The sequence below is a fragment of the Streptomyces smyrnaeus genome, assembly GCF_017676345.1.
Taxonomy (GTDB): domain Bacteria; phylum Actinomycetota; class Actinomycetes; order Streptomycetales; family Streptomycetaceae; genus Streptomyces; species Streptomyces smyrnaeus.
This window is the reverse complement of the sequence record NZ_JAFFZM010000001.1, coordinates 613,971-634,234: the sequence shown is the minus strand read 5'-3', so window position 1 is coordinate 634,234 and position 20,264 is coordinate 613,971. Positions and strand designations below refer to the sequence as shown.

At 70.1% G+C, this 20,264-nt stretch carries 13 protein-coding genes; 8 read left to right on the top strand and 5 right to left on the bottom strand.

Annotation, left to right across the window (positions count from 1 at the left end; all coding sequences use genetic code 11):
- Positions 1 to 49: 49 nt before the first annotated feature.
- Positions 50 to 1,243, bottom strand: a complete 1,194-nt coding sequence (locus tag JW613_RS02760) for an aldose epimerase family protein (RefSeq protein WP_209209052.1) — start codon at positions 1,241 to 1,243, stop codon at positions 50 to 52.
- A gap of 224 nt (positions 1,244 to 1,467) precedes the next feature.
- Between JW613_RS02760 and JW613_RS02755 the strand changes: the two genes are divergently transcribed.
- Together JW613_RS02755 and JW613_RS02750 are read left to right on the top strand one after the other, a co-directional pair.
- Positions 1,468 to 4,044, top strand: coding sequence for an alpha-L-arabinofuranosidase family protein (locus tag JW613_RS02755; RefSeq protein ID WP_209209051.1), 2,577 nt, complete (start codon positions 1,468 to 1,470; stop codon positions 4,042 to 4,044).
- 215 nt (positions 4,045 to 4,259) lie between these two features.
- The gene (locus tag JW613_RS02750) at positions 4,260 to 5,093 is read left to right on the top strand and encodes an SAM-dependent methyltransferase (RefSeq protein WP_209209050.1); all 834 of its coding nucleotides are present in this window, start codon (positions 4,260 to 4,262) and stop codon (positions 5,091 to 5,093) included.
- Positions 5,094 to 5,136: 43 nt separating this feature from the next.
- Here JW613_RS02750 and JW613_RS02745 read toward each other — a convergent pair whose 3' ends face one another.
- Positions 5,137 to 5,493 carry a hypothetical protein gene (locus tag JW613_RS02745; RefSeq protein WP_209209049.1) on the bottom strand — a complete coding sequence of 119 codons (357 nt, stop codon included), beginning with the start codon at positions 5,491 to 5,493 and terminating at the stop codon, positions 5,137 to 5,139.
- Between the two features lie 146 nt (positions 5,494 to 5,639).
- Positions 5,640 to 7,445 carry a thiamine pyrophosphate-requiring protein gene (locus JW613_RS02740; protein ID WP_209209048.1) on the bottom strand — a complete coding sequence of 602 codons (1,806 nt, stop codon included), beginning with the start codon at positions 7,443 to 7,445 and terminating at the stop codon, positions 5,640 to 5,642.
- Between the two features lie 189 nt (positions 7,446 to 7,634).
- Here JW613_RS02740 and JW613_RS02735 point away from each other — a divergent pair, with 189 nt between their 5' ends.
- The 4 genes from JW613_RS02735 to ctaF all read left to right on the top strand — a co-directional run bounded on the left by JW613_RS02735 (position 7,635) and on the right by ctaF (position 14,445).
- Positions 7,635 to 8,792 (top strand): enolase C-terminal domain-like protein, encoded by a 1,158-nt coding sequence (locus JW613_RS02735; RefSeq protein WP_307865761.1) that lies wholly within the window; start codon positions 7,635 to 7,637, stop codon positions 8,790 to 8,792.
- A 67-nt stretch (positions 8,793 to 8,859) separates the two neighbouring features.
- The gene (locus JW613_RS02730) at positions 8,860 to 12,033 is read left to right on the top strand and encodes an FAD-binding and (Fe-S)-binding domain-containing protein (RefSeq protein WP_209209047.1); all 3,174 of its coding nucleotides are present in this window, start codon (positions 8,860 to 8,862) and stop codon (positions 12,031 to 12,033) included.
- A gap of 307 nt (positions 12,034 to 12,340) precedes the next feature.
- The gene (gene ctaD, locus JW613_RS02725; protein WP_209209046.1) at positions 12,341 to 14,059 is read left to right on the top strand and encodes an aa3-type cytochrome oxidase subunit I; all 1,719 of its coding nucleotides are present in this window, start codon (positions 12,341 to 12,343) and stop codon (positions 14,057 to 14,059) included.
- The gene (gene ctaF, locus JW613_RS02720) at positions 14,056 to 14,445 is read left to right on the top strand and encodes an aa3-type cytochrome oxidase subunit IV (RefSeq protein WP_209209045.1); all 390 of its coding nucleotides are present in this window, start codon (positions 14,056 to 14,058) and stop codon (positions 14,443 to 14,445) included. The genes ctaD and ctaF overlap by 4 nt, the downstream gene beginning before the upstream one ends.
- On the opposite strand, the gene qcrB is transcribed toward ctaF, so the two are convergent.
- Complete coding sequence (gene qcrB, locus JW613_RS02715; protein WP_209209044.1) at positions 14,390 to 16,087, bottom strand: cytochrome bc1 complex cytochrome b subunit; 1,698 nt, start codon at positions 16,085 to 16,087, stop codon at positions 14,390 to 14,392. The genes ctaF and qcrB overlap by 56 nt on opposite strands.
- A gap of 204 nt (positions 16,088 to 16,291) precedes the next feature.
- Positions 16,292 to 16,708 carry a CBS domain-containing protein gene (locus JW613_RS02710; protein WP_209209043.1) on the bottom strand — a complete coding sequence of 139 codons (417 nt, stop codon included), beginning with the start codon at positions 16,706 to 16,708 and terminating at the stop codon, positions 16,292 to 16,294.
- Positions 16,709 to 16,955: 247 nt separating this feature from the next.
- Between JW613_RS02710 and JW613_RS02705 the strand changes: the two genes are divergently transcribed.
- Both JW613_RS02705 and JW613_RS02700 read left to right on the top strand, forming a co-directional pair.
- Positions 16,956 to 17,822 carry a Rieske (2Fe-2S) protein gene (locus JW613_RS02705; protein WP_372447890.1) on the top strand — a complete coding sequence of 289 codons (867 nt, stop codon included), beginning with the start codon at positions 16,956 to 16,958 and terminating at the stop codon, positions 17,820 to 17,822.
- Between the two features lie 160 nt (positions 17,823 to 17,982).
- Complete coding sequence (locus tag JW613_RS02700) at positions 17,983 to 20,250, top strand: catalase (RefSeq protein ID WP_209209041.1); 2,268 nt, start codon at positions 17,983 to 17,985, stop codon at positions 20,248 to 20,250.
- Positions 20,251 to 20,264 lie beyond the last annotated feature (14 nt).

Below are 20,264 nucleotides of genomic sequence, written 5' to 3'. Positions count from 1 at the left end.
GGTTCGGCCGTCCGGCCCGACCGGGGCTCGAACCGTATCGGCGGTCCCGTCAGCGCCCTCCGTCCGTGCCGAAGGAGTAGACGGTCGAGGAGCGGTACGTGTGCCCGGGGCGCAGCACGGTCGACGGGAAGCCGGGCTGGTTGGGGGAGTCGGGGAAGTGCTGGGTCTCCAGGCAGAAGCCGTCCCCCGCGCGGTAGACGCGGCCGGAGCTTCCCTTGAGCGTGCCGTCGAGGAAGTTGCCGCTGTAGAACTGCACTCCGGGCTCGGTGGTGGCCACCCGCATCGTGCGGCCCGACTCGGGCTCGGTCACCGAGATCACCGGGCGCGGGCGTTCGGTGAGGCCCTTGTCGAGCACGAAGTTGTGGTCGAACCCCTGGCCGCGCAGGATCTGCGGATGGCCGTCGCGGAGGTCCTTCCCGATGGGCTTCGCGCGCCGGAAGTCGAACGGTGTCCCGGCTACCCGCGCCAGCTCGCCGGTCGGGATGAGAGTGTCGTCGACCGGGGTGTAGCGGGAGGCCGCGATGCGGAGCCGGTGGCTCTCGATGCTGCCGCTGCCCTCGCCGGCGAGGTTGAAATAGGTGTGGTTGGTGAGGTTGACGACGGTGGCCTTGTCCGTCGTCGCCGTGTAGTCGATACGCAGCTCACCGCGCGGCGTGAGGAGGTAGCGGACCCGGGTGCGCAGCGTGCCGGGGTAGCCCATCTCCCCGTCCTTGCTGACGTACCGCAGGGTGAGGCCGACATCGCCGCCGCTGCGGTACGGCTCGACGTCCCACACCCGCTTGTCGAACCCCTTGGTGCCGCCGTGCAGGCTGTTGGGTCCGTCGTTGGCGGGCAGTTGGTACGTCTTCCCGTCCAGGGTGAACTTCGCGCCCGCTATGCGGTTGCCGTAGCGGCCGATCAGGGCACCGAAGTACGGGCTGTCCGCCACATAGCCGTCCACGGAGTCGAAGCCGAGCGACACGTTCGCCGTCCTGCCCCGCCGGTCGGGGAGCTCCAGGGACTGGACGATGCCGCCGTAGGAGAGGATCCGCAGCCGGGTGCCGCCGTTGGCGAGCGTCCACCGGTCGACGCGGTCGCCGTTGTCCAGGGTGCCGAAGTGCTCACGGGTCGGGGGCTGGTGGCTGCCGGTCCGTGAACTTCGGGCGGCTGTCGTGGGGGCGGCGGCCGTGGCCGCCGTCGTGGTGGCGGCTGCCGTCGCGATGCCGGTGGTTGCCGCCAGGAGTGTGCGTCTGCTCGTCGTCATCGGTGCTGTGGCTCCTCGGCCTGGGCGAATGTTCGATATCTCGTTCACCGTTCGATAACGCGGCACCAGTGAAGAGCTCCGCCTTCGGGCTGTCAACACTCGCGGCGTCTGAAATCGGGTTCCGTGCAGCCTCATTGACCCGGCGTCGAAGGCTCCCTCATTCTCAGGCTGCGCAATACCGAACTGCATTCGATATCTCGAACATCAGGGTCGAGGAGGAGCAGATGGAGACCCGCCCCACCGGATCACGCGCACCTGTCGGAAGGCGACTACGACCACGTCTGAGACTCGCCGTAGGCGCCCTGCTCGCCTGCACCGTCGGCGTCGTACCGGCCGTGGCGTCCGGGGAGCCCGCCGCCGAGCCGACCGACTACACGCTCACCGTCGACGCCGCCGAACGCGGTCCCGACATCGCCGATTCCATGTACGGAGTGTTCTACGAGGACATCAACCGCGCCGCCGACGGCGGTCTGTACGCCGAGCTCGTTCAGAACCGCTCCTTCGAGTACGACAAGGCGGACAACGACTCCTACACCCCCATGACCGCCTGGACCAGCTCCGGCGCGACCGCGGCGCAGGTGGCCGACGACGCGGCGCGCCTCAACGAGCGCAACCGCCGCTATCTGCGCGTCTCCCTCGCCGGCGGCAGCAAGGAGTTCCGCCTCACCAACGCCGGCTACAACTCCGGCCTGGCCGTACGCAAGGGCGAGCGGTACGACTTCTCCGTATGGGCGCGCACCGACCGCGCCTCCGGTACGCCGCTGACGGTCTCCCTCGCCGGCGCGAAATCGGGCGGCGCCCTCGCCGACCCGCTGCGCATCACCGTGCGCGGCGACCGCTGGACCAAGTACACCGGCACCCTGACCGCCGACGCGACCCGCAACGACGGCAGGCTCACCGTCGGAGCGGGCGGGCCCGGCACCCTCCGGCTGGACGAGGTCTCGCTCTTCCCCCGCAAGACGTTCAAGAACCGGCCGAACGGTATGCGCCCGGATCTCGCCCGGAAGATCGCCGATCTCGACCCCGGCTTCCTCCGCTTTCCCGGCGGCTGCCTCGTCAACACCGGCAGCCACCAGGGCTACGAGGCGCCCGACTTCGACCGGCGCCGCTCCTACCAGTGGAAGGACACCATCGGCCCGGTCGAGCAGCGGGCGACCAACGCCAACTTCTGGGGCTACAACCAGTCCTACGGCCTGGGCTACTACGAGTACTTCCAGTTCGCCGAGGATGTCGGAGCCATGCCGCTGCCCGTGGTCCCCGCGCTGGTCACCGGCTGCGGTCAGAACAAGGCCACCGACGATCCCGCACTGCTCGAGCGCCATGTGCAGGACACCCTCGACCTGATCGAGTTCGCCAACGGGCCCACCAGCTCCGAATGGGGCGCCAAGCGGGCGAAGATGGGCCACCCGAAGCCGTTCGGCCTCACCCACCTCGAAGTCGGCAACGAGGAGAACCTTCCCGACGAGTTCCACGCCCGCTTCAAGGAGTTCCGCAAGGCCATCGAGGCCGAGCACCCGGACATCACCGTCATCAGCAACTCGGGCCCCGACGACTCCGGACCGGTCTTCGAGAGGCACTGGGACCTCAACCGGCAATCCGACGTCGCCATGGTCGACGAGCACTACTACAACAGCCCGGCCTGGTTCCTGGAGAACAACGACCGCTACGACGACTACGACCGCAAGGGGCCCAAGGTCTTCCTCGGCGAGTACGCCTCCCGGGACAACCGCTTCCGCAACGCGCTGGCCGAAGCCGCGTTCATGACCGGACTGGAGCGCAACGCCGACGTGGTGCGGCTCGCCTCCTACGCGCCGCTGCTGGCCAACGAGGACTATGTGCAGTGGAAGCCCGACATGATCTGGTTCAACAACCACACCTCATGGGGCTCGGCCAACTACGAGACGCAGAAGCTGTTCATGAACAACGTGGGCGACCGGGTGGTGCCCAGCACCGCGTCCGGGACACCCTCGGCCAACACGCCGATCAGCGGCGGCATCGGGCTGTCGACGTGGGCCACCAGCGCCGCCTTCGACGACGTCTCGGTCACCTCGGCCGACGGTGAGACCCTGCTCAAGGACGACTTCTCGCACGGCGACTCCCGATGGACCCCCGCCTCCCAGCGCGGCTCCTGGAAGATCGAGGACGGCGCCTACGTCCAGTCGGACACGGCGGCCGAGGACACCATGGTCACCGCGGGCGACCCGAAGTGGCACGACTACGACGTCCGGGCGAAGGCCACCAAGAAGGCGGGCAAGGAGGGCTTCATGCTCGCCTTCGGAGTCAAGGACACCGGCAACTACTACTGGTGGAACCTCGGTGGCTGGAACAACACCAGATCCGCGGTCGAGCAGGCCAGCGGCGGCGCCCGGGACACGGTGATCGAGGACGGAACGAAGATCACGGCGGGCAAGGAGTACGACCTGCACGTCAAGGTCCGCGGCCGTCAGGTCACGCTCTACCTCGACGGTGAGAAGTGGGGCAGCTTCACCGACAAGCCCGCCGAGCCCTTCCGCCAGGTCGTCACCTACGACGACAAGCGCGGCGAGCTCGTCGTCAAGGTGGTCAACGCGCAGGACACGCAGGCCAGGACCCGCATCGGACTGGGCCGGGCCAGGGTCCTGGGCGACACGGCGAGGCTGACCACGCTCGAAGGCGACCCGGACGCGGTCAACACCGCCACCGAGCGGCCGATCGAGCCCGAGAAGTCCACCCTGCACGGCGTCGACGAGGAGTTCACCCACACCTTCGCGCCGAACTCGGTCACGTTCATGCGGATCAAGGCGAAGCTGCCCGCCTCCTGAACCAGGCCCCGGCAGGTGCGCGGTTGCCGACGGCGGTACGGCCCACTCCGGCCGTACCGCCACCGCGCTTCCGGGACTTGGGCCCTCGTTCCGAGGGGGGCTCCCTGGATTTCAAACCCCGCGTGTACGAAAGTAGTTGTCTCCAACAGGCCCGCATATGCCAGGCGGGCCCGGGAGACGTTCGTGCTCGTTCCCCTACCCAGGAGCCGCCGCTCATGAGCCACCAGATGCCCGAGTCGACCGGAGCCAAGGCGCACTCGGCCCGGATGTACGACTACTTCCTCGGGGGCAAGACCAACTACGGTCCGGACCGCCAGGCTGCGGCACAGGCGATGGCGGCGTTCCCCAACGTGGCGACCGCGGCCCGGGAGAACCGCGAGTTCATGCACCGTGCGGTCCGCTATCTGGCCCGCGAACAGGGCATCCGGCAGTTCCTGGACATCGGCACCGGCATCCCCAGCGCCCCCAATCTGCACCAGGTCGCCCAGCGCGAGGACCCGACCTGCCGGGTCGTCTACGCCGACAGCGACCCCATCGTGCTCGCCTACGCCCGAGCCCTGATGAGCGGCACCCCCGAGGGCGCCACCGACTACATCGAAGCCGACGCGCGGGACCCCAAGCGCATCCTCGACCACGCCCGCGGCACCCTCGACTTCGACCGGCCCGTCGCCCTCTCCCTCGTCGCCCTGCTGCACTTCATCGGCGACGCGGACGAACCGCAGGGCATCGTGCGCACTCTTGTGGACGCGCTGGTACCGGGCAGCGCGCTGATCATGTCCCACGGCACCGACGAACTCGACGTCACCCTGCGCAAGGTCGTCGACATCTACGGGGCGCAGGGCATCACCGTGCAGCTGCGCGGCGCCGAGGACGTCCGCGAGTTCTTCACCGCGACGGGGCTCACCCTCGTCGAGCCCGGCATAGTCGCCACCTGCGACTGGCGCCCGGAGATGGTCGACAGTCAGGACGGCATGCGCCGCCCGCCCGGCTCCATCAGCCCCGAGGAGGTCGGCTGCTGGGCGGCGGTGGGCCTCAAGCCGACGGTGTAGCGGTCGGCCGCGAGCCGGGGCCCGCCGCGGTGGTGACGCCGCCTCACAGCAGATCGACGATGCTGGGTGGGGCGAACAGATGGCGGGCCCGGTGCTCCAGGACGAAACGCTCGGGGAGATGGACCATCTCCGGGGAGATGCACTTGGCACACGCCGGGTCCTTGTCGGGGACCTCTTCGGTGTGCTGGGTGGCCAGGTGCTCGGCGAGGCGGATCTGGCTGGTGAGAACCGTGTCGAACGGGTCGCAGTCGAACGCCGGCCCGTACTCCTCACGAGCGGCGTTGGTCACCTCGCAGGCGTGCTTCATCGCCTTGTACAGCTCGATGCACTTCTCGCACCCCCACATCCACACGGGAGGGAGCGGCCAGGTGTCGGCGGGGTCGGCGTCCCTGTCGTCCATGGCGTTCACGGTAGCGAGGCGACGACGACCCGTCAGTCAGACGGCTGAATTGGCGAAGGTCCGGGGGCCCACTTCCAGCCCCCGGATCGTGCCCGCCACAACCGGGCGGCTACGAGCCCCAGTTGAGTTTGCACGTTTGCTGCATCTCAGTCGTGCTTGCGGCCCGGCAGGTTCTCGTAGACCTCTGTCAGCTTCTGCCGGAAGCCCCGGGTGGCGATCCCGGTACGTTCGGGATCGCGAACTGCCGCCTTGGCGGCCTTCTTGCCCTGTTCCTTCATGATGTGCGGCGGGATCGGCGCGATCTCGTTGTCCACCACGAACTCCAGGACGACCGGACGGTCGGCGGCCAGCGCCTCCTCCCAGGAGGAGGTGACCTTCTTCGGGTCGTCGCAGCGGATGCCGCGCAGCCCCGCGAGTTCGGCGTACTCGGCGTACGGGAAGTCCGGCAGATACTGGGAGCCTTCGTACTTGGGGTCCCCGCCCATGGCGCGCTGCTCCCAGGTGACCTGGTTGAGGTCCTGGTTGTTGAGGACGCAGAAGATCAGCGGCGGCGAGCCCGCCATCCGTTCCGCGTACCGCTTGACGGTGATCATCTCGTTCATGCCGTTCATCTGGAAGGCACCGTCTCCGACGAAGGCGATCACCGGCCGGTCCGGATAGGCGAAGCGCGCCGCGATGGCGTACGGGACCCCCGGGCCCATGGTGGCCAGGGTGCCGGAAAGGGAGGCCTGCATGCCCTTGCGGAGCTTGATGTGGCGCGCCCACCAGTTGGTGGCCGAACCCGAGTCCGCGGTGAGGATGGCGCCGTCCGGCAGCATCGAGGAGACCTGGTGGGCTACGGCCTGCGGGTTGATCTTGCCGTCGAAGGTCTGCGCGGCCCGCTTCTCCAGCACCGTGTTCCAGGTGCGGATGTTCTCCTCGATCTGCTCGCGCCAGGAGCGGTCCTCCTTGCGCTGCAGCAGCGGGATCAGCTCCCGGAGCGTCTCCTTGGAGTCGCCGACCAGGTGCGCGTCCATGGGATAGCGGATGCCGATCATGCGGCCGTCGATGTCGATCTCGACGCCCTTGCACTGGCCCTCGTCCGGCAGCCACTCCGCATACGGGAAACTGCTGCCGATCATGAACAGGGTGTCGCAGTTCATGATCATGTCGTCACTCGCCTTGCTGCCCAGCAGCCCGATCGGGCCGGTCACGAACGGCAGATCGTCCGGGACCACCTCGCGGCCCAGCAGCGCCTTGGCGACCCCGGCGCCCAGCAGCTCGGCGACCTCCACGACCTCGGCCTCGGCGTTGGCGGCGCCCTGGCCGATGAGGATGGCGACCTTTCGGCCCTCGTTGAGGATGTCGGCGGCCTTGCGCAGCTCCTCCTTGTTGGGCAGCACCCGCGGCTGGCTCCAGCCGACGCTGGAGTAGACCGAGCCGTGGGTCTTGGGCGGCGACGGCTGGGCCTCCGACTCCTGGATGTCCTCGGGAATGATGACCGTGGCGACGGAACGGGTCGTCAGCGCCGTCTTGAACGCGCGGTCCAGGACATGCCGCATCTGGCCCGGGTGCATCACGATCTGGCAGAACTCCGACACGTCGGAGAAGAGCTGTTCGAGCCCGACTTCCTGCTGGTAGTGGGTGCCCTGGGCGAGCCGCTTCTGCTGCCCGACGACCGCCACCACCGGCTGGTGGTCCAGCTTGGCGTCGTAGAGCCCGTTGAGCAGGTGGATCGCGCCCGGCCCGGACGTGGCGGCGCAGACTCCGACCTCGCCGGTGAACTTGGCGTGCCCGCACGCCATGAACGCCGCCATCTCCTCGTGCCGGGTCTGGATGAACTCCGGATCCCCCTTGGCGCGGTCGAAGGCGCCCAGCATGCCGTTGATGCCGTCGCCGGGGTACCCGTAGACCCGGTGCACACCCCACTCGCGGAGGCGCTGAAGAACGTAGTCGGCTACTTGCTGCGCCATTGGTACTCCCCATTCACATGGTCGACGCGACGGTCCGCAGCCGGGTCCCACGCTGCGCAGGGCCGCAAACAAGTCGCTGCTCAGCCACCGGTGCCGTTTCACGGGCCGCCGACGAGGTACCCATGACCCGCGCGGCCCGGGCCGCGCGGGGTGGAGGAGGACGCCGACAGCGGAAGGGGACGGCACAGGGTGACCACCGAAGGTGCAGCGCGGCAGGTGGCCGGGTCGGGCCGGGTGACCGTCGACGACCTGACCCTCCACGCCTTCCGGGTGCCCACCGACGGCCCCGACGGCGCGGAGGAGGACGGCACCCTGCGCTGGGAGGCCACCACCGCCGTCGTCGTGGAGGCACACGCCGGACCGTTCACCGGATTGGGCTACACCTACGGCGACGACTCGATCGCCGGGTTCATCCACTCCCAGCTCGCCTCCGTCGTTCGCGGCGGCGACGTCTTCGCGCCCGCGGCCCAGTGGCACCGGATGTTCGCCGCCGTACGCAACGCGGGCCGGCCCGGGCTCGGCGCCATGGCCGTCTCCGCCGTCGACATCGCGCTGTGGGACCTCAAGGCGCGGCTGCTGGGGCTGCCGCTCCACCAGCTGCTGCCCGCCCTGCACGACCAGGTGCCCGTCTACGGCAGCGGCGGCTTCACCAACTATCCCCTGGGCCGGCTCGCAGAACAGCTCTCCGGCTGGGTGCAGCAGGGCATCCCCCGGGTCAAGCTGAAGACCTCCCGCCACCCCGAGCAGGACCCGGCCCGGCTGGCGGCGGCGCGCGAGGCCATCGGCCCCGACGTGGAGCTGTACGCCGACGCCAACGGGGCGCTGACCCGCAAGGAAGCCCTCTACTGGGCGCGGCGGCTGGCCGAGGAGTGGGACGTGCGGTGGCTGGAGGAGCCGGTCAGTTCCGAGGACACCCCGGGCCTTCGTCTGCTGCGCGACCAGGGCCCGGGGCGGCTGGAGATCGCGGCGGGGGAGTACGGATTCGTCCTGGGCGATTTCACCGCACTGCTGGACGCGGGAGCCGTGGACTGTCTGCAGGCGGACGTGACGCGCTGCGGCGGTATCACCGGGCTGCTCCAGGTCGCGGGACTGACCGCGGCGCACCGTGTGGACCTGTCGGCGCACTGCGCACCCGCCGTCTCGGCCCACGCCTTCTGCGCCGTGGAGCGGCTGCGCCATCTGGAGTACTTCCACGACCACGTGCGGGTCGAGGAACTGCTCTTCGACGGAGTGCGGCGGCCGGTCGACGGGGCGCTGCACCCGGCGCGGGACCGGCCGGGGCTCGGCCTGGAGATGCGGTGGGCGGACGCCGAGCCGTACCGGGTCCGCGGCCGTCGGCCCGGCTGAGCATCACCGCCACCGGGCGAACGCCCGCACGAAGGGACCGACCGCACACGACCGAAGGCGACCCGCTATGGCCACGACGCCCGACCGCACCCGCCCCCGCACCTCACGTACCGAAGAGGTCCCCGCGAAGACCGACCCCGCGGTGGCGGGGCCGCCCCGCGCCCGCCAGGTGATCGCCGTCGGGAAGCTGGCCAGGGCGCTGGGCAAGGCGATCGAGGGGGAGGTCCGCTTCGACAGCTCGGCCAAGGGGCTCTACGCCCACGACGCCTCCAACTTCCGCCAGGTGCCGATCGGCGTCGTGATCCCGAAGACCCTTGAGGACGTCGTCGCCACCCACCGGATCTGCCGCGAGTACGGCGCCCCCATCCTCAACCGCGGCGGCGGCACCAGCCTGTCGGGGGAGACCGTCAACTACGCCGTCGTCATCGACCACTCCAAACACCTCACCCGTATCGGTGCGGTCGACGCCGAGGAGCGGCATGTCACGGTCGAGCCCGGTGTCATCAACGAGGAGCTGAACCGGCACACCGGCGCCTGGAACCTCGTCTTCGGCCCCGACCCCTCCACCCACTCCCGCTGTGTGCTCGGCGGCAACATCGGCAACAACTCCTGCGGCACCCACTCCGTGCAGTCCCAGCTGTACGGGCCGGGGCCGCGCACCTCCGACAACGTGGAGGCGCTGGAGATCGTCACCTACGGCGGCGACCGCTTCTGGGTCGGCGTCGACGAGGAGGAGGAGCTGGAGTCGATCATCGCCGCGGGTGGACCCAAGGGCGAGATCTACGCCAAGCTGCGGGACCTGCGCGACCGGTACGCCGACGCCATCAGGGCCGGCTTCCCCTCGGTGGCCGAGATGCCCCGCCGCGTCTCCGGCTACAACCTGGACGAACTGCTGCCCGAGAACGGGTTCAACGTCGCCCGCGCCCTGGTCGGTACCGAGTCCACCTGCGCCACCGTCCTCCAGGCGCAGGTCAAGCTCACCCCCGCGCTGCTGCAGCGGACGCTGGTCGTCGTCGAGTACGAGCAGATCGCCGCCGCGGCCGAGGACGCCAACATCTGCGCCCACCAGTTCCGCCCGATCGGCCTGGAAGCCCTGGACCAGCAGCTCATCGAGGACCAGAAACTCCAGCACATGAACCTCGCCTCCCTCGAACAGCTGCCCAGGCAGGGCGGCGCCGCCTGGCTGCTCGTCGAGTTCGGCGCGGACACCAAGGAGGAAGCACACGCCCAGGCGCACCGCTTCCGGGACTGGCTGACGGGCGAGCGGGGCTACGCGGCCGACCGCATCACCACCAGCGACGAGGACGAGGAGACCGCCAAGAACCTGTGGAAGGTCCGCGAGAGCGGGCTGGGCGCCACCGCCTTCCCGCCCGACGGCGACCACTGGCCCGGCTGGGAGGACTCCGCGGTGCCACCGGCCCGGCTGGGCGAGTACGTCACGGCACTGCGCGGACTGCTCGACAAGCACGGGCTGCGCGGCGCCATGTACGGGCACTTCGCACAGGGCTGCATCCACTCCCGGATCAGCTTCGACCTGCTCAGCGCCGAGGGGATGGCCGACTACCGCGCGTTCATGGAGGAGGCCGCCGACCTCGTCTCGTCCTTCGGCGGCTCCCTCTCGGGCGAGCACGGGGACGGACAGCAGCGCGGTGAGCTGCTGGAGCGGCAGTACGGCAGCGAACTCGTCCAGGCCATGCGGGAGTTCAAGCAGATCTGGGACCCCGAGGCCAAGATGAATCCCGGCAAGGTCGTGGACGCCTACCGGCTGGACGAGGACCTGCGGCTGGGCCCCGACTTCAACCCGCCGAGGCCCGAGGTCAAGTTCGCCTACACCGAGGACGACGGCGACTTCGCCCACGCCAGCCTGCGCTGTGTGGGGATCGGCGCCTGCCGGGTGCCCGACGCGTCCCAAGGACAGACCATGTGTCCCAGCTACCAGGTCACCCGGGAGGAGAAGCACACCACCCGCGGCAGGGCCCGGCTGCTGCACGAGATGCTGCGCGGCGAGACCGTCGAGGACGGCTGGCAGTCCAAGGAGGTCTACGACGCGCTCGATCTGTGTCTGGCCTGCAAGGGCTGCACCAACGACTGCCCCGTCAACGTGGACATGCCCACCTACAAGGCCGAGTTCCTGCACCACCACTTCAAGTCGGCCCGCAGGTGGCGTCCCCGGTACGCCTACGCCTTCGGCTTCATCGACCAGGCGTCCCGCCTCGCCTCCCGGCTGCCGGAGGCCGCCAACCTGGTCACCCACGCCCCGCTGCTCGGCCGGATCGCCAAGCTCGTCGCGGGCATCGACCGGCGCAGGCCGCTGCCGACCTTCGCCCCGATGACGCTCCAGCAGTGGTTCCGGCAGCGCGGCGGCACGGCCAACCCCGGCGGTCGTCCGGTCGTGCTGTTCCCCGACACCTTCAACAACTACTTCGACACGGACGTCGGCGTCGCCTGCGTCGAGGCGATCGAAGCAGCCGGCTGGTCGGTCGTCATGCCCGAGCAGCACGTGTGCTGCGGGCGCCCGCTGTACGACTACGGCTTCCTGGACGCCGCCGAACGCTATCTGCACAACGTCCTGGACACGCTCCGCCCCCACCTGCGCGCCGACACCCCCGTCGTCGGCATGGAACCCAGCTGCCTGGCCGTCTTCAAGGACGAGCTGACCAAGCTGCTCCCGCACGACAACGACGCCCGCCGGCTGGCGGCCAACGCCCTGCACTTCGCCGAGTTCTTCGACACCTACGGCATCACCCCACCCCGGCTGGCCGGGACCGGCGCGGGCGACGCCCTGCTGTGGGGCCACTGCCACCAGCGCGCCACCGGCGGCACGGAAGCCGACCGGAAACTGCTGGACAAGCTCGGTCTGCGCACCGAGAACCTGACCGGCGGCTGCTGCGGACTGGCCGGGTCCTGGGGCTTCGAACAGGGCAAGTACGGCATCTCCATGGACTGCGGCGAACAGGCGCTGCTGCCCGCCGTCCGCGACGCCGCCCCGGGCACGACAGTGGTGGCCAACGGGTTCTCCTGCAAGACCCAGCTGGGCGCCGCCGGCGTCGGGAGCGAACCGGTGCACCTCGCCGAACTGGTCAAGCGCGCCTACCAGGGCACCAGCGGTGCCACCGAGCCGACCCGGAAGCCCGCGCCGGCCTGGCCCCGCCGCGCCGCGCGTCTGGCCGCACCCGCCGCCGTGGCCGCGGGGGCAGCGTTCGCCGCGGGCCGCGCCCTGCGCGGCGCCCGGGGCCGCTAGCCCGTACGGGCGACGGGCGGGCCGGTCCCGTGCGGGCACACGCTCGCCCGCACGGGGTGGTTCACAGGCAGCGGTGTTCATCTCGCGCCGATCCGGTTTCGGTATCGGCGAGCGGGCTACTCCTACCTGAGCCTGAGCCCGTCCGGCGGGTCGGCCGAGCGCGCCGATCGCGGTGCTCGCAGGTTGCCGGGGCGGGGGCGCGGCCCCCGTGACCTTCCCCCCGGCACGGCGACGCGCGACCACGGCGAGGGCCCGGCGGACGAGCCGACGGGCCGGCCACACTGTTCGGCCAAATCACGGAGGCGGCATGGTGCTGCGGTGGTTGACGACGACCGACCACAAGGTGATCGGCAACCTGTATCTCGTCACGTCCTTCTGCTTCTTCCTCGCCGCGGGCGCGATGGCCATGGTGATGCGGGCCGAGCTGGCCCACCCCGGGATGCAGGTCGTCTCCCAGGAGCAGTACAACCAGTTGTTCACGGTGCACGGCACCATCATGATGCTGCTGTTCGCCACGCCGCTGTTCGCCGGGTTCGCCAACGCCATCATGCCGCTGCAGATCGGTGCGCCCGATGTGGCCTTCCCGCGGCTCAACGCCTTCACCTACTGGGTCTATCTGTTCGGCGGCCTCATGGTGATCGGCGGATTCCTGACGCCCAACGGCGCCGCGGACTTCGGCTGGTTCGCCTACGCGCCGCTCAACGGGCCGAAGTACAGCCCCAGTACCGGCGGTGACCTGTGGACCATGGGGCTGTCCGTGGCCGGACTGAGCACCATCCTCGGGGCGGTCAACTTCATCACCACCATCATCTGCCTGCGCGCCCCGGGGATGACGATGTTCCGGATGCCGCTGTTCACCTGGAACGTGCTGTTCACCTCGATCCTGGCGCTGTTCGCCTTCCCCGTGCTGTCGGCGGCGCTGCTGGCGCTGGAGGCGGACCGGAAGTTCGGCAGCCACATCTTCGACCCGTCCAACGGCGGGGCGATCCTGTGGCAGCACCTGTTCTGGTTCTTCGGGCATCCGGAGGTCTACATCGTCGCGCTGCCGTTCTTCGGCATCGTCAGCGAGATCCTGCCGGTCTTCAGCCGCAAACCGCTGTTCGGCTACATCGGGCTGGTCGGCGCCACGGCCACCATCACCATGCTCTCCGCCGTGGTGTGGGCACACCACATGTTCGCCACCGGGGCCGTGCTGCTGCCGTTCTTCTCCCTGATGTCCTTCCTGATCGCCGTGCCGACAGGGGTGAAGTTCTTCAACTGGATCGGCACCATGTGGAAGGGCTCGCTCAGTTTCGAGACGCCGATGCTGTGGGCCATCGGATTCCTCGTCACCTTCCTCCTCGGCGGGCTCAGCGGTGTGCTGATCGCCTCCCCGCCGCTGGACTTCCACGCCACCGACAGCTACTTCATCGTGGCGCATCTGCACTACGTCCTCTTCGGCACGGTCGTCTTCGCCATGTTCGGCGGCTTCTACTTCTGGTGGCCGAAGCTGACCGGGCGGATGCTGGGCGAACGCCTGGGCAAGGTGCACTTCTGGCTGACGCTCGTCGGCTTCCAGGTCACGTTTCTGGTGCAGCACTGGCTCGGAGCCGAGGGCATGCCCCGCCGGTACGCCGACTATCTGCCCGCCGACGGCTTCACCGTGCTCAACACCGTCTCCTCGATCGGCGCGTTCACCCTCGGCGTCTCCACCCTGGTCTTCCTCTACAACGTCTGGTGGACGACGACGCACGCCGAGAAGGTCACCGAGCACGACCCCTGGGGCTTCGGGCGCTCCCTGGAGTGGGCCACCTCCTGCCCGCCGCCCCGGCACAACTTCGTCGCACTGCCCAACATCCGCTCCGACTCGCCGGCCTTCTGGCTGCACCACCCCGAGGCACAGGAGGACGTGGCGATCGTGGCCCCGGACGCCCCGGAGAGCCCAGGAGTGCGCCCCGACGCCGACGCCGGACCACCCACCTCCGCAACGCCCGGCCTGCAGGATCCCGCCTCCAAGAACACACCGACCAAGAGGCTGCCCTCATGAAGCTCGAAGCCACCCTCTTCGCGGGCGTCGCACTCTTCTTCGCCTGCGTCACCATTCCCTACGCGCTCTACGGCGACGACCCGGCGGGCACCGCCGCCGTGCTGATCGCCTGCCTGATGGCCTCGCTGGTCTCGTTCTTCCTCGCGGTGCAGCACAAGCGCCGCGGTGTCCGGCCCGAGGACCGCAGGAACGGGGAGATCCACGAACGCGGCGGGCCGATGGGCTTCTTCCCGGCCGGCAGCCCCTACCCGGTGCTGACCGCGCTGGGCGTGGCGGTGCTGGGCACCGGCACCGTCTTCGGGCTGTGGCTGGCCCTGATCGGTGCCGGTGTCACCGGCGCCGGAGTGTTCGGCTTCGTTTTCCAGTACGCGCAGACCGATCGCTGACCGAGCGGCCCTCGCGCTGCTCGGCCCGCAGCCCGGAGACCGCGGTCTGGGCGCGCTGGCGCTGGTGGTCGATGGTCCGCCACTGCCGGGCCGGTGAATCCGCGTAGTACCACCGGCTGAGTGCGGCCCGCAGCCGGGCGGGGCGGCTCGCCGCCGCGTCCACCTCCAGCGGAGGCGGGAAGCGCTGGGCCGCCAGCCGGAACTTCTCCCCCTGGGGCAGCGGTTCGTGATCGGCGCTGAAGGTGCCTTCCACCGACTGCCGCACATGGCTGGTCTCCTCGCCCTCGATGACGCGTTCGGCGTCCCGCTGCTGCAAGGACAGGCACAGCCGTTTCGTCAGCAGGTACGCCAGCGGCGGGCCCACCACGAGCAGCGCGCGGAACGCCCACGTCAGCCCGTTCAAGGAGATGTCGAAGGTGAAGGCGAGGACGTCGTTGCCGCCGGCCATGAGCAGAACACCGTAGAAGGTGATTCCGGCGACGCCCAGCGCGGTGCGCACGGGGCGGTTCCTGGGCCGGTCGCACACATGCGGTGTCTCGTCCCCGCCGGTGATCCACCGCTCGAAGAACGGATACATGTACAGCACCAGGAACAGCAGCGCGGGCAGGATGACGGCGGGCACCAGCACGTTCCACATCACGGTGTGCCCGAACAGCGTCGTCTCGAACGGCGGCATCAGCCGCAGCGATCCCTCCAAGAAGCCGACGTACCAGTCCGGTTGCGCGGCGGTCGAGACCTGGTGGGTCTTGTAGGGCCCGTAGTTCCAGACCGGGTTGATCTGCGCCACCGCGCCCAGGAGGGCCAGCACCCCCGCGACCATGAAGAACAGCCCCGTCGAACGGGCGGCGAACTGCGGCACCATCGCATGCCCGACCACGTTCTTGTCGGTTCTCCCCGGTCCGCTCCAGTGCGTGTGCTTGAGGACGACGACGAGGATGAGGTGGACCACGATCAGCCCGACCAGCAGCCCCGGGATCAGCAGGATGTGCAGCGGATAGAGCCGGTCGATGATCTCGTGCCCGGGATACTGACCGCCGAAGACGAACAGCGCGATGTACGTACCCACCACGGGGATGGAGAGCATGATGCCCTCCGCGATGCGCAGTCCCGTGCCCGAGAGCAGGTCGTCGGGGAGCGAATAGCCGGAGAAGCCCTCGGCGAGCGCCAGGACGAAGAGCGTCAGCCCGATCACCCAGTTGACGTCCCGGGGCTTGCGGAAGGCCCCGGTGAAGAAGATCCGCAGCATGTGCAGCCCGATGGCGCCCACGAAGATCAGCGCGGCCCAGTGGTGGACCTGACGGACCAGCAGTCCGCCCCGCACCTCGAAACTGATCTTCAACGTCGACGCGTACGCCGCCGACATCAGCTCGCCGCGCAGCGGCCGGTAGGCGCCGTGATAGCGGATCTCGGTCATGTTCGCGTCGAAGAAGAGGGTGAGATAGACCCCCGTCAGCAACAGCACCACAAAGCTGTAGAGAGCCAGTTCCCCGAGCAGGAAGGACCAGTGCTCGGGGAACGCCTTGCGCAGCAGTGCCTTGCCGCCCGCCGCCACGGGCAGTCTTTGTTCCGCGGCCTCGAAGCCGCGCTCGGCGGCCTTGCGCAGCGCGGCCCGCCGGGCGGCACGGGCCCGAGAGTGTGTCATGCGGTCGCCCTCCTTGAAGACCGCATACCTCAGTGCCCCGCCGCCCCGGGGGCAAACTTCCCAGGTTGCCCGTTGCCTCGTACGCCCCCGCCGTGGCACACCAACGGCGGCCCACCGGATCCGGACAGCCCGAACCCGCGGGCCGGGGCGGCCCGCGGGGGAGGAGCCCGGGGGTGCCGAGCGGCCGCGGCGAGTGCTGCCCGCTCAGTCCTCCGAGAGGGCGTCCACCAGCCGGCCCGTGTCCGTGTGCGGAAGGGAGCGGGCGACATCGGCGACCGCGACCATCCCGACGAGCTGATCGCCGTCGATCACCGGGAGACGCCGCACCTTGTGCTGCGACATGGTCTCCAGGATCTCCTCGGCGCTGTCGTCGGCGCCGATGGTGACGGCCTCCGCCTGGTTCAGGCTGCCGGCGGGGAAGGTGGCCGGGTCGCGGCCGGGCCCCAGCACCTTGACCACCAGATCGCGGTCGGTGACGACGCCCTTGAGCTTGTTGTCCTTCCCGCAGATGGGCAGCGCGCCCACGCCCAGCTCGGTCATCAGTTCCGCCGCGTCCGCCGCTGTCTGGTCGGACTGCACACAGTCGGCGCCCGGGGTCATGATGTCGCGTGCCGTAGTCATCTCGACTCCTCTCTGCTCAGTGGACCTCAGCCGGGTCCCCCCGGGGTGCGGCGCCGAAACAGGGGGCGGGCCCGGCCAAGGGCGTGTCGGACCGGCGGCTGACGGAGTGGTGCGCGCCGCAGACCGTTTGTCCGCGGCCAGGTGTGGCAACCGGAGCGGTATGTCCTCCGAAGCGCTGAGTAACGAAAATCCGGTGAGCGACGAGCAGGAGAAGCTCCCTCCGGCCGTTCGCGCCGTGGAGAACGGCCTGGACCGGCTGCCCCTCGCCGGGCCGCTCGACGCGCTGGGCAGGGCCACCGCTCTCGATCCGGCGATCAGCCCGCTGCAGAACGCCGTCAAGAAGCTCCCGCTGGGCGGACTGCGCGACGTACTGCACGGCCGATGGCTCGGCCACCCGCTGCACCCCGCACTGGTGCAGCTGCCCATCGGCGCCTGGATGTCGGCGGGGGTGCTCGACCTGCTGCCCGGCACACGCCGCGCCAGCCGGGTGCTGATCGGCACCGGGATGGTGGCCGCGCTCCCGGCCGCCTGGACGGGCGCCGCCGACTGGGCCGAGCTGCACAAGCCGCAGCTGCGCACCGGTCTCGTCCACGCGCTGGCCAACTCCGCCGCACTGGGGCTGTACGCGGCCTCGCTGGCGGCCCGGATGCGCGGCCGCGAGTGCCGGGGACGGCTGCTGGGTTTCGGCGGGCTGACCGCCGCCGGACTCGGTGGGCTGATCGGCGGGCATCTGGCCTACCGGCAGGCGGTGGGCCCCAACAAGGCCGAACCGGTGCAGCACCTGGTGGAGCCGGGCTGGCACCCGGTGGGCAAGGTGGACGGTTTTCCGGTCGGCCAGGCGGCGAGCGCTTCGCTGGGCGAGGTCAAGCTGCTGGTCTACCGCGAGCCCTCCGGCGGGGTGCGGGTGCTGGCCGACCGGTGCAGCCACCAGTCGGGGCCGCTGTCGCAGGGGACGGTGGCCGAAGGCTGTGTCACCTGTCCGTGGCACGGCAGCACCTTCCGGCTCTCGGACGGCTGGAACGTCCGCGGCCCGGCCACGGCGCCGCAGCCCAGCTTCGAGACGCGGGTGCGGGACGACGGGGTGCTGGAGGTGCGCCTGCCGGAGGCGGACTGACGGGGTGACATGTCCGGGGGCCGGCCGGTGACGGCCCGCCACCGGCCGGCGGTCGGCGCCCTGTGGCATCAGCGGTTACTTCCGACTCCTCCCGTTTCGGAGCTGGACGGCCCGGTTACCCCTGCGGTGGTCCGTCTCTCACGCTCTTGGAGGTCCTCCCATGGCCGGCCCCACGCACGAGAACCAGCACGAAGGGGAGCCGTTCATCCCCGGCCGTCCCGCGCCCGAAGCGCCCCCCGTCGAGCAGCCGACCACTCCGCGCGAGCCCCTGCCGCCCAAGCAGGACCAGTCGGGACCCGAGGTCTACTCCGCCACCGGCGAGCACCCTGGAAGCACCTCAGGGCCGGGGGCCGGGGGAGTGGACCCGGCGGTGCGGGCCCAGACGGGCAGCCGGCTGACCACGGCCCAGGGCCTGCGGCTCTACGACACCGACCACTCCCTCAAGGCCGGTGAGCGCGGACCCGTACTCCTCCAGGACCACCATCTCCGTGAGAAGATCACCCACTTCGACCACGAACGCATCCCGGAGCGGGTGGTGCACGCCCGTGGCGCCGCCGCGCACGGTGTCTTCCGCGGCTACGGCACCGCGTCGAAGATCTGCAAGGCGGCCTTCCTCGGCAAGGACGTCGAGACGCCCGTCTTCGTCCGGTTCTCCACCGTGCTCGGCTCCCGCGGCTCCGCCGACACGGTGCGCGACACCCGCGGCTTCGCGACGAAGTTCTACACCGGGCAGGGCACCTTCGATCTGGTCGGCAACAACATCCCGGTCTTCTTCATCCAGGACGCCATCAAGTTCCCCGACGTCATCCACGCCGGCAAGCCGCATCCGGACCGGGAGATCCCGCAGGCGCAGAGCGCGCACGACACCTTCTGGGACTTCGTCTCGCTGCACACCGAGGCCGCCCACCACACCATCTGGAACATGTCCGACCGCGGCATCCCGCGCTCGTTCCGGATGATGGAGGGCTTCGGCGTCCACACCTTCCGGCTGGTCGACGAGGAGGGCGGCACCACCCTGGTGAAGTTCCACTGGAAGCCCAAGCTGGGCGTCCACTCGATGACCTGGGAAGAGGCCCAGATCACCAACGGTGTGGACCCCGACTTCCACCGCCGCGACCTGGCCGACGCCATCGAGGCGGGCGCCTTCCCGGAGTGGGAACTGGGCATCCAGACCTTCCCCGACACGCCCGAGCAGACCTTCCAGGGCATCGATCTGCTCGACCCGACGAAGATCGTGCCCGAGGAGTGGGCGCCGGTGCAGCCCATCGGGCTGATGACGCTGACCGCCAACCCCTCCAACTTCTTCGCCGAGACCGAACAGGTCGCCTTCCACCCCGGCCATCTGGTGCCCGGCATCGACATCACGGACGACCCGCTGCTGGCCGGCCGGCTCTTCTCGTACATCGACACCCAGATCACCCGCCTCGGCGGACCCAACTTCGCCCAGCTGCCCATCAACCGGCCGCACGCCCCGATCAACGACATGACGCGCGACGGCATGCACCAGACGGCCGTGCACCGAGGGGTGGCCCCCTACCGTCCCAACTCGCTGGACGGCGGCTGCCCCTTCCTGGCGGGGGCCGGCGAGGGCGCCTATGTGGAGGCCCCGGTCACCGTTCCGCAGTCGTCCAAGGTGCGGGCGGCCCCCGCGTCCTTCAGCGACCACACCAGCCACCCACGGCGCTTCTACCTCAGCCTCAGCCCGGTCGAGCGGGAACACGTCATCGCCGCGTACACCTTCGAGCTGAGCAAGTGCTACGAGCAGTCCATCAAGGAACGCCAACTTCGGGTGCTCGCCGACATCGACCCGGAGCTGTGTGCCGGAGTGGCGGCCGGTCTCGGACTGCCCGCGCCCGAGCCCTCGGGCCCGCTGCCCGAGGTGGAGCCCAGCCCGGCGCTCTCCCAGCTCGGCCACACCTGGCCGACCGACGGCCGCGTCATCGGCATCGTCGCCGACGAGAACAGCGACCTGGCCGCGCTGGCCACGCTGCGCACCACCATCGGCGACCAGGGCATGGTCCCGCTCGTCATCGCCCCGCACGGCGGCGAACTGACGGGCGGGGGCGGTTCCGTCGTCATCCAGCGGACCTTCGCCAACGCCCGCTCCGTCGAGTTCGACGCCGTACTGATCGCCGGAGCGCCCGGCACCGGCAAGGACGCCTATGGAGCCCGGGACGCCAAGGCGGGCCTGCACACCGGCAGCGGCGGCATCGACCCGCGGGTCCTGCTGCTGATCTCCGAGGCGTTCCGGCACGCCAAGGCGCTGGGCGCCTGGGGCGACGGCGCCGATGTGCTCGCCGCCGCCGGGTGCCCACAGGACGCGGCAGGCGTCGTGGTGGCCGACGACCCGCAGTCCGTCTTCGAGCGGATCACCGGGCTGCTGGCCGAGCACCGCGCCTGGGACCGCTTCCCCGCGTCCGTCGGCTGACCTCGGCGGCGGGA

Coding starts and splice junctions, on each gene's coding strand:
- JW613_RS02760 (WP_209209052.1), bottom strand. CDS start 1,243: ATGACGACGAGCAGACGCACACTCCTGGCGGCAACCACCGGCATCGCG.
- JW613_RS02755 (WP_209209051.1), top strand. CDS start 1,468: ATGGAGACCCGCCCCACCGGATCACGCGCACCTGTCGGAAGGCGACTA.
- JW613_RS02750 (WP_209209050.1), top strand. CDS start 4,260: ATGAGCCACCAGATGCCCGAGTCGACCGGAGCCAAGGCGCACTCGGCC.
- JW613_RS02745 (WP_209209049.1), bottom strand. CDS start 5,493: ATGGACGACAGGGACGCCGACCCCGCCGACACCTGGCCGCTCCCTCCC.
- JW613_RS02740 (WP_209209048.1), bottom strand. CDS start 7,445: ATGGCGCAGCAAGTAGCCGACTACGTTCTTCAGCGCCTCCGCGAGTGG.
- JW613_RS02730 (WP_209209047.1), top strand. CDS start 8,860: ATGGCCACGACGCCCGACCGCACCCGCCCCCGCACCTCACGTACCGAA.
- ctaD (WP_209209046.1), top strand. CDS start 12,341: ATGGTGCTGCGGTGGTTGACGACGACCGACCACAAGGTGATCGGCAAC.
- ctaF (WP_209209045.1), top strand. CDS start 14,056: ATGAAGCTCGAAGCCACCCTCTTCGCGGGCGTCGCACTCTTCTTCGCC.
- qcrB (WP_209209044.1), bottom strand. CDS start 16,087: ATGACACACTCTCGGGCCCGTGCCGCCCGGCGGGCCGCGCTGCGCAAG.
- JW613_RS02710 (WP_209209043.1), bottom strand. CDS start 16,708: ATGACTACGGCACGCGACATCATGACCCCGGGCGCCGACTGTGTGCAG.
- JW613_RS02700 (WP_209209041.1), top strand. CDS start 17,983: ATGGCCGGCCCCACGCACGAGAACCAGCACGAAGGGGAGCCGTTCATC.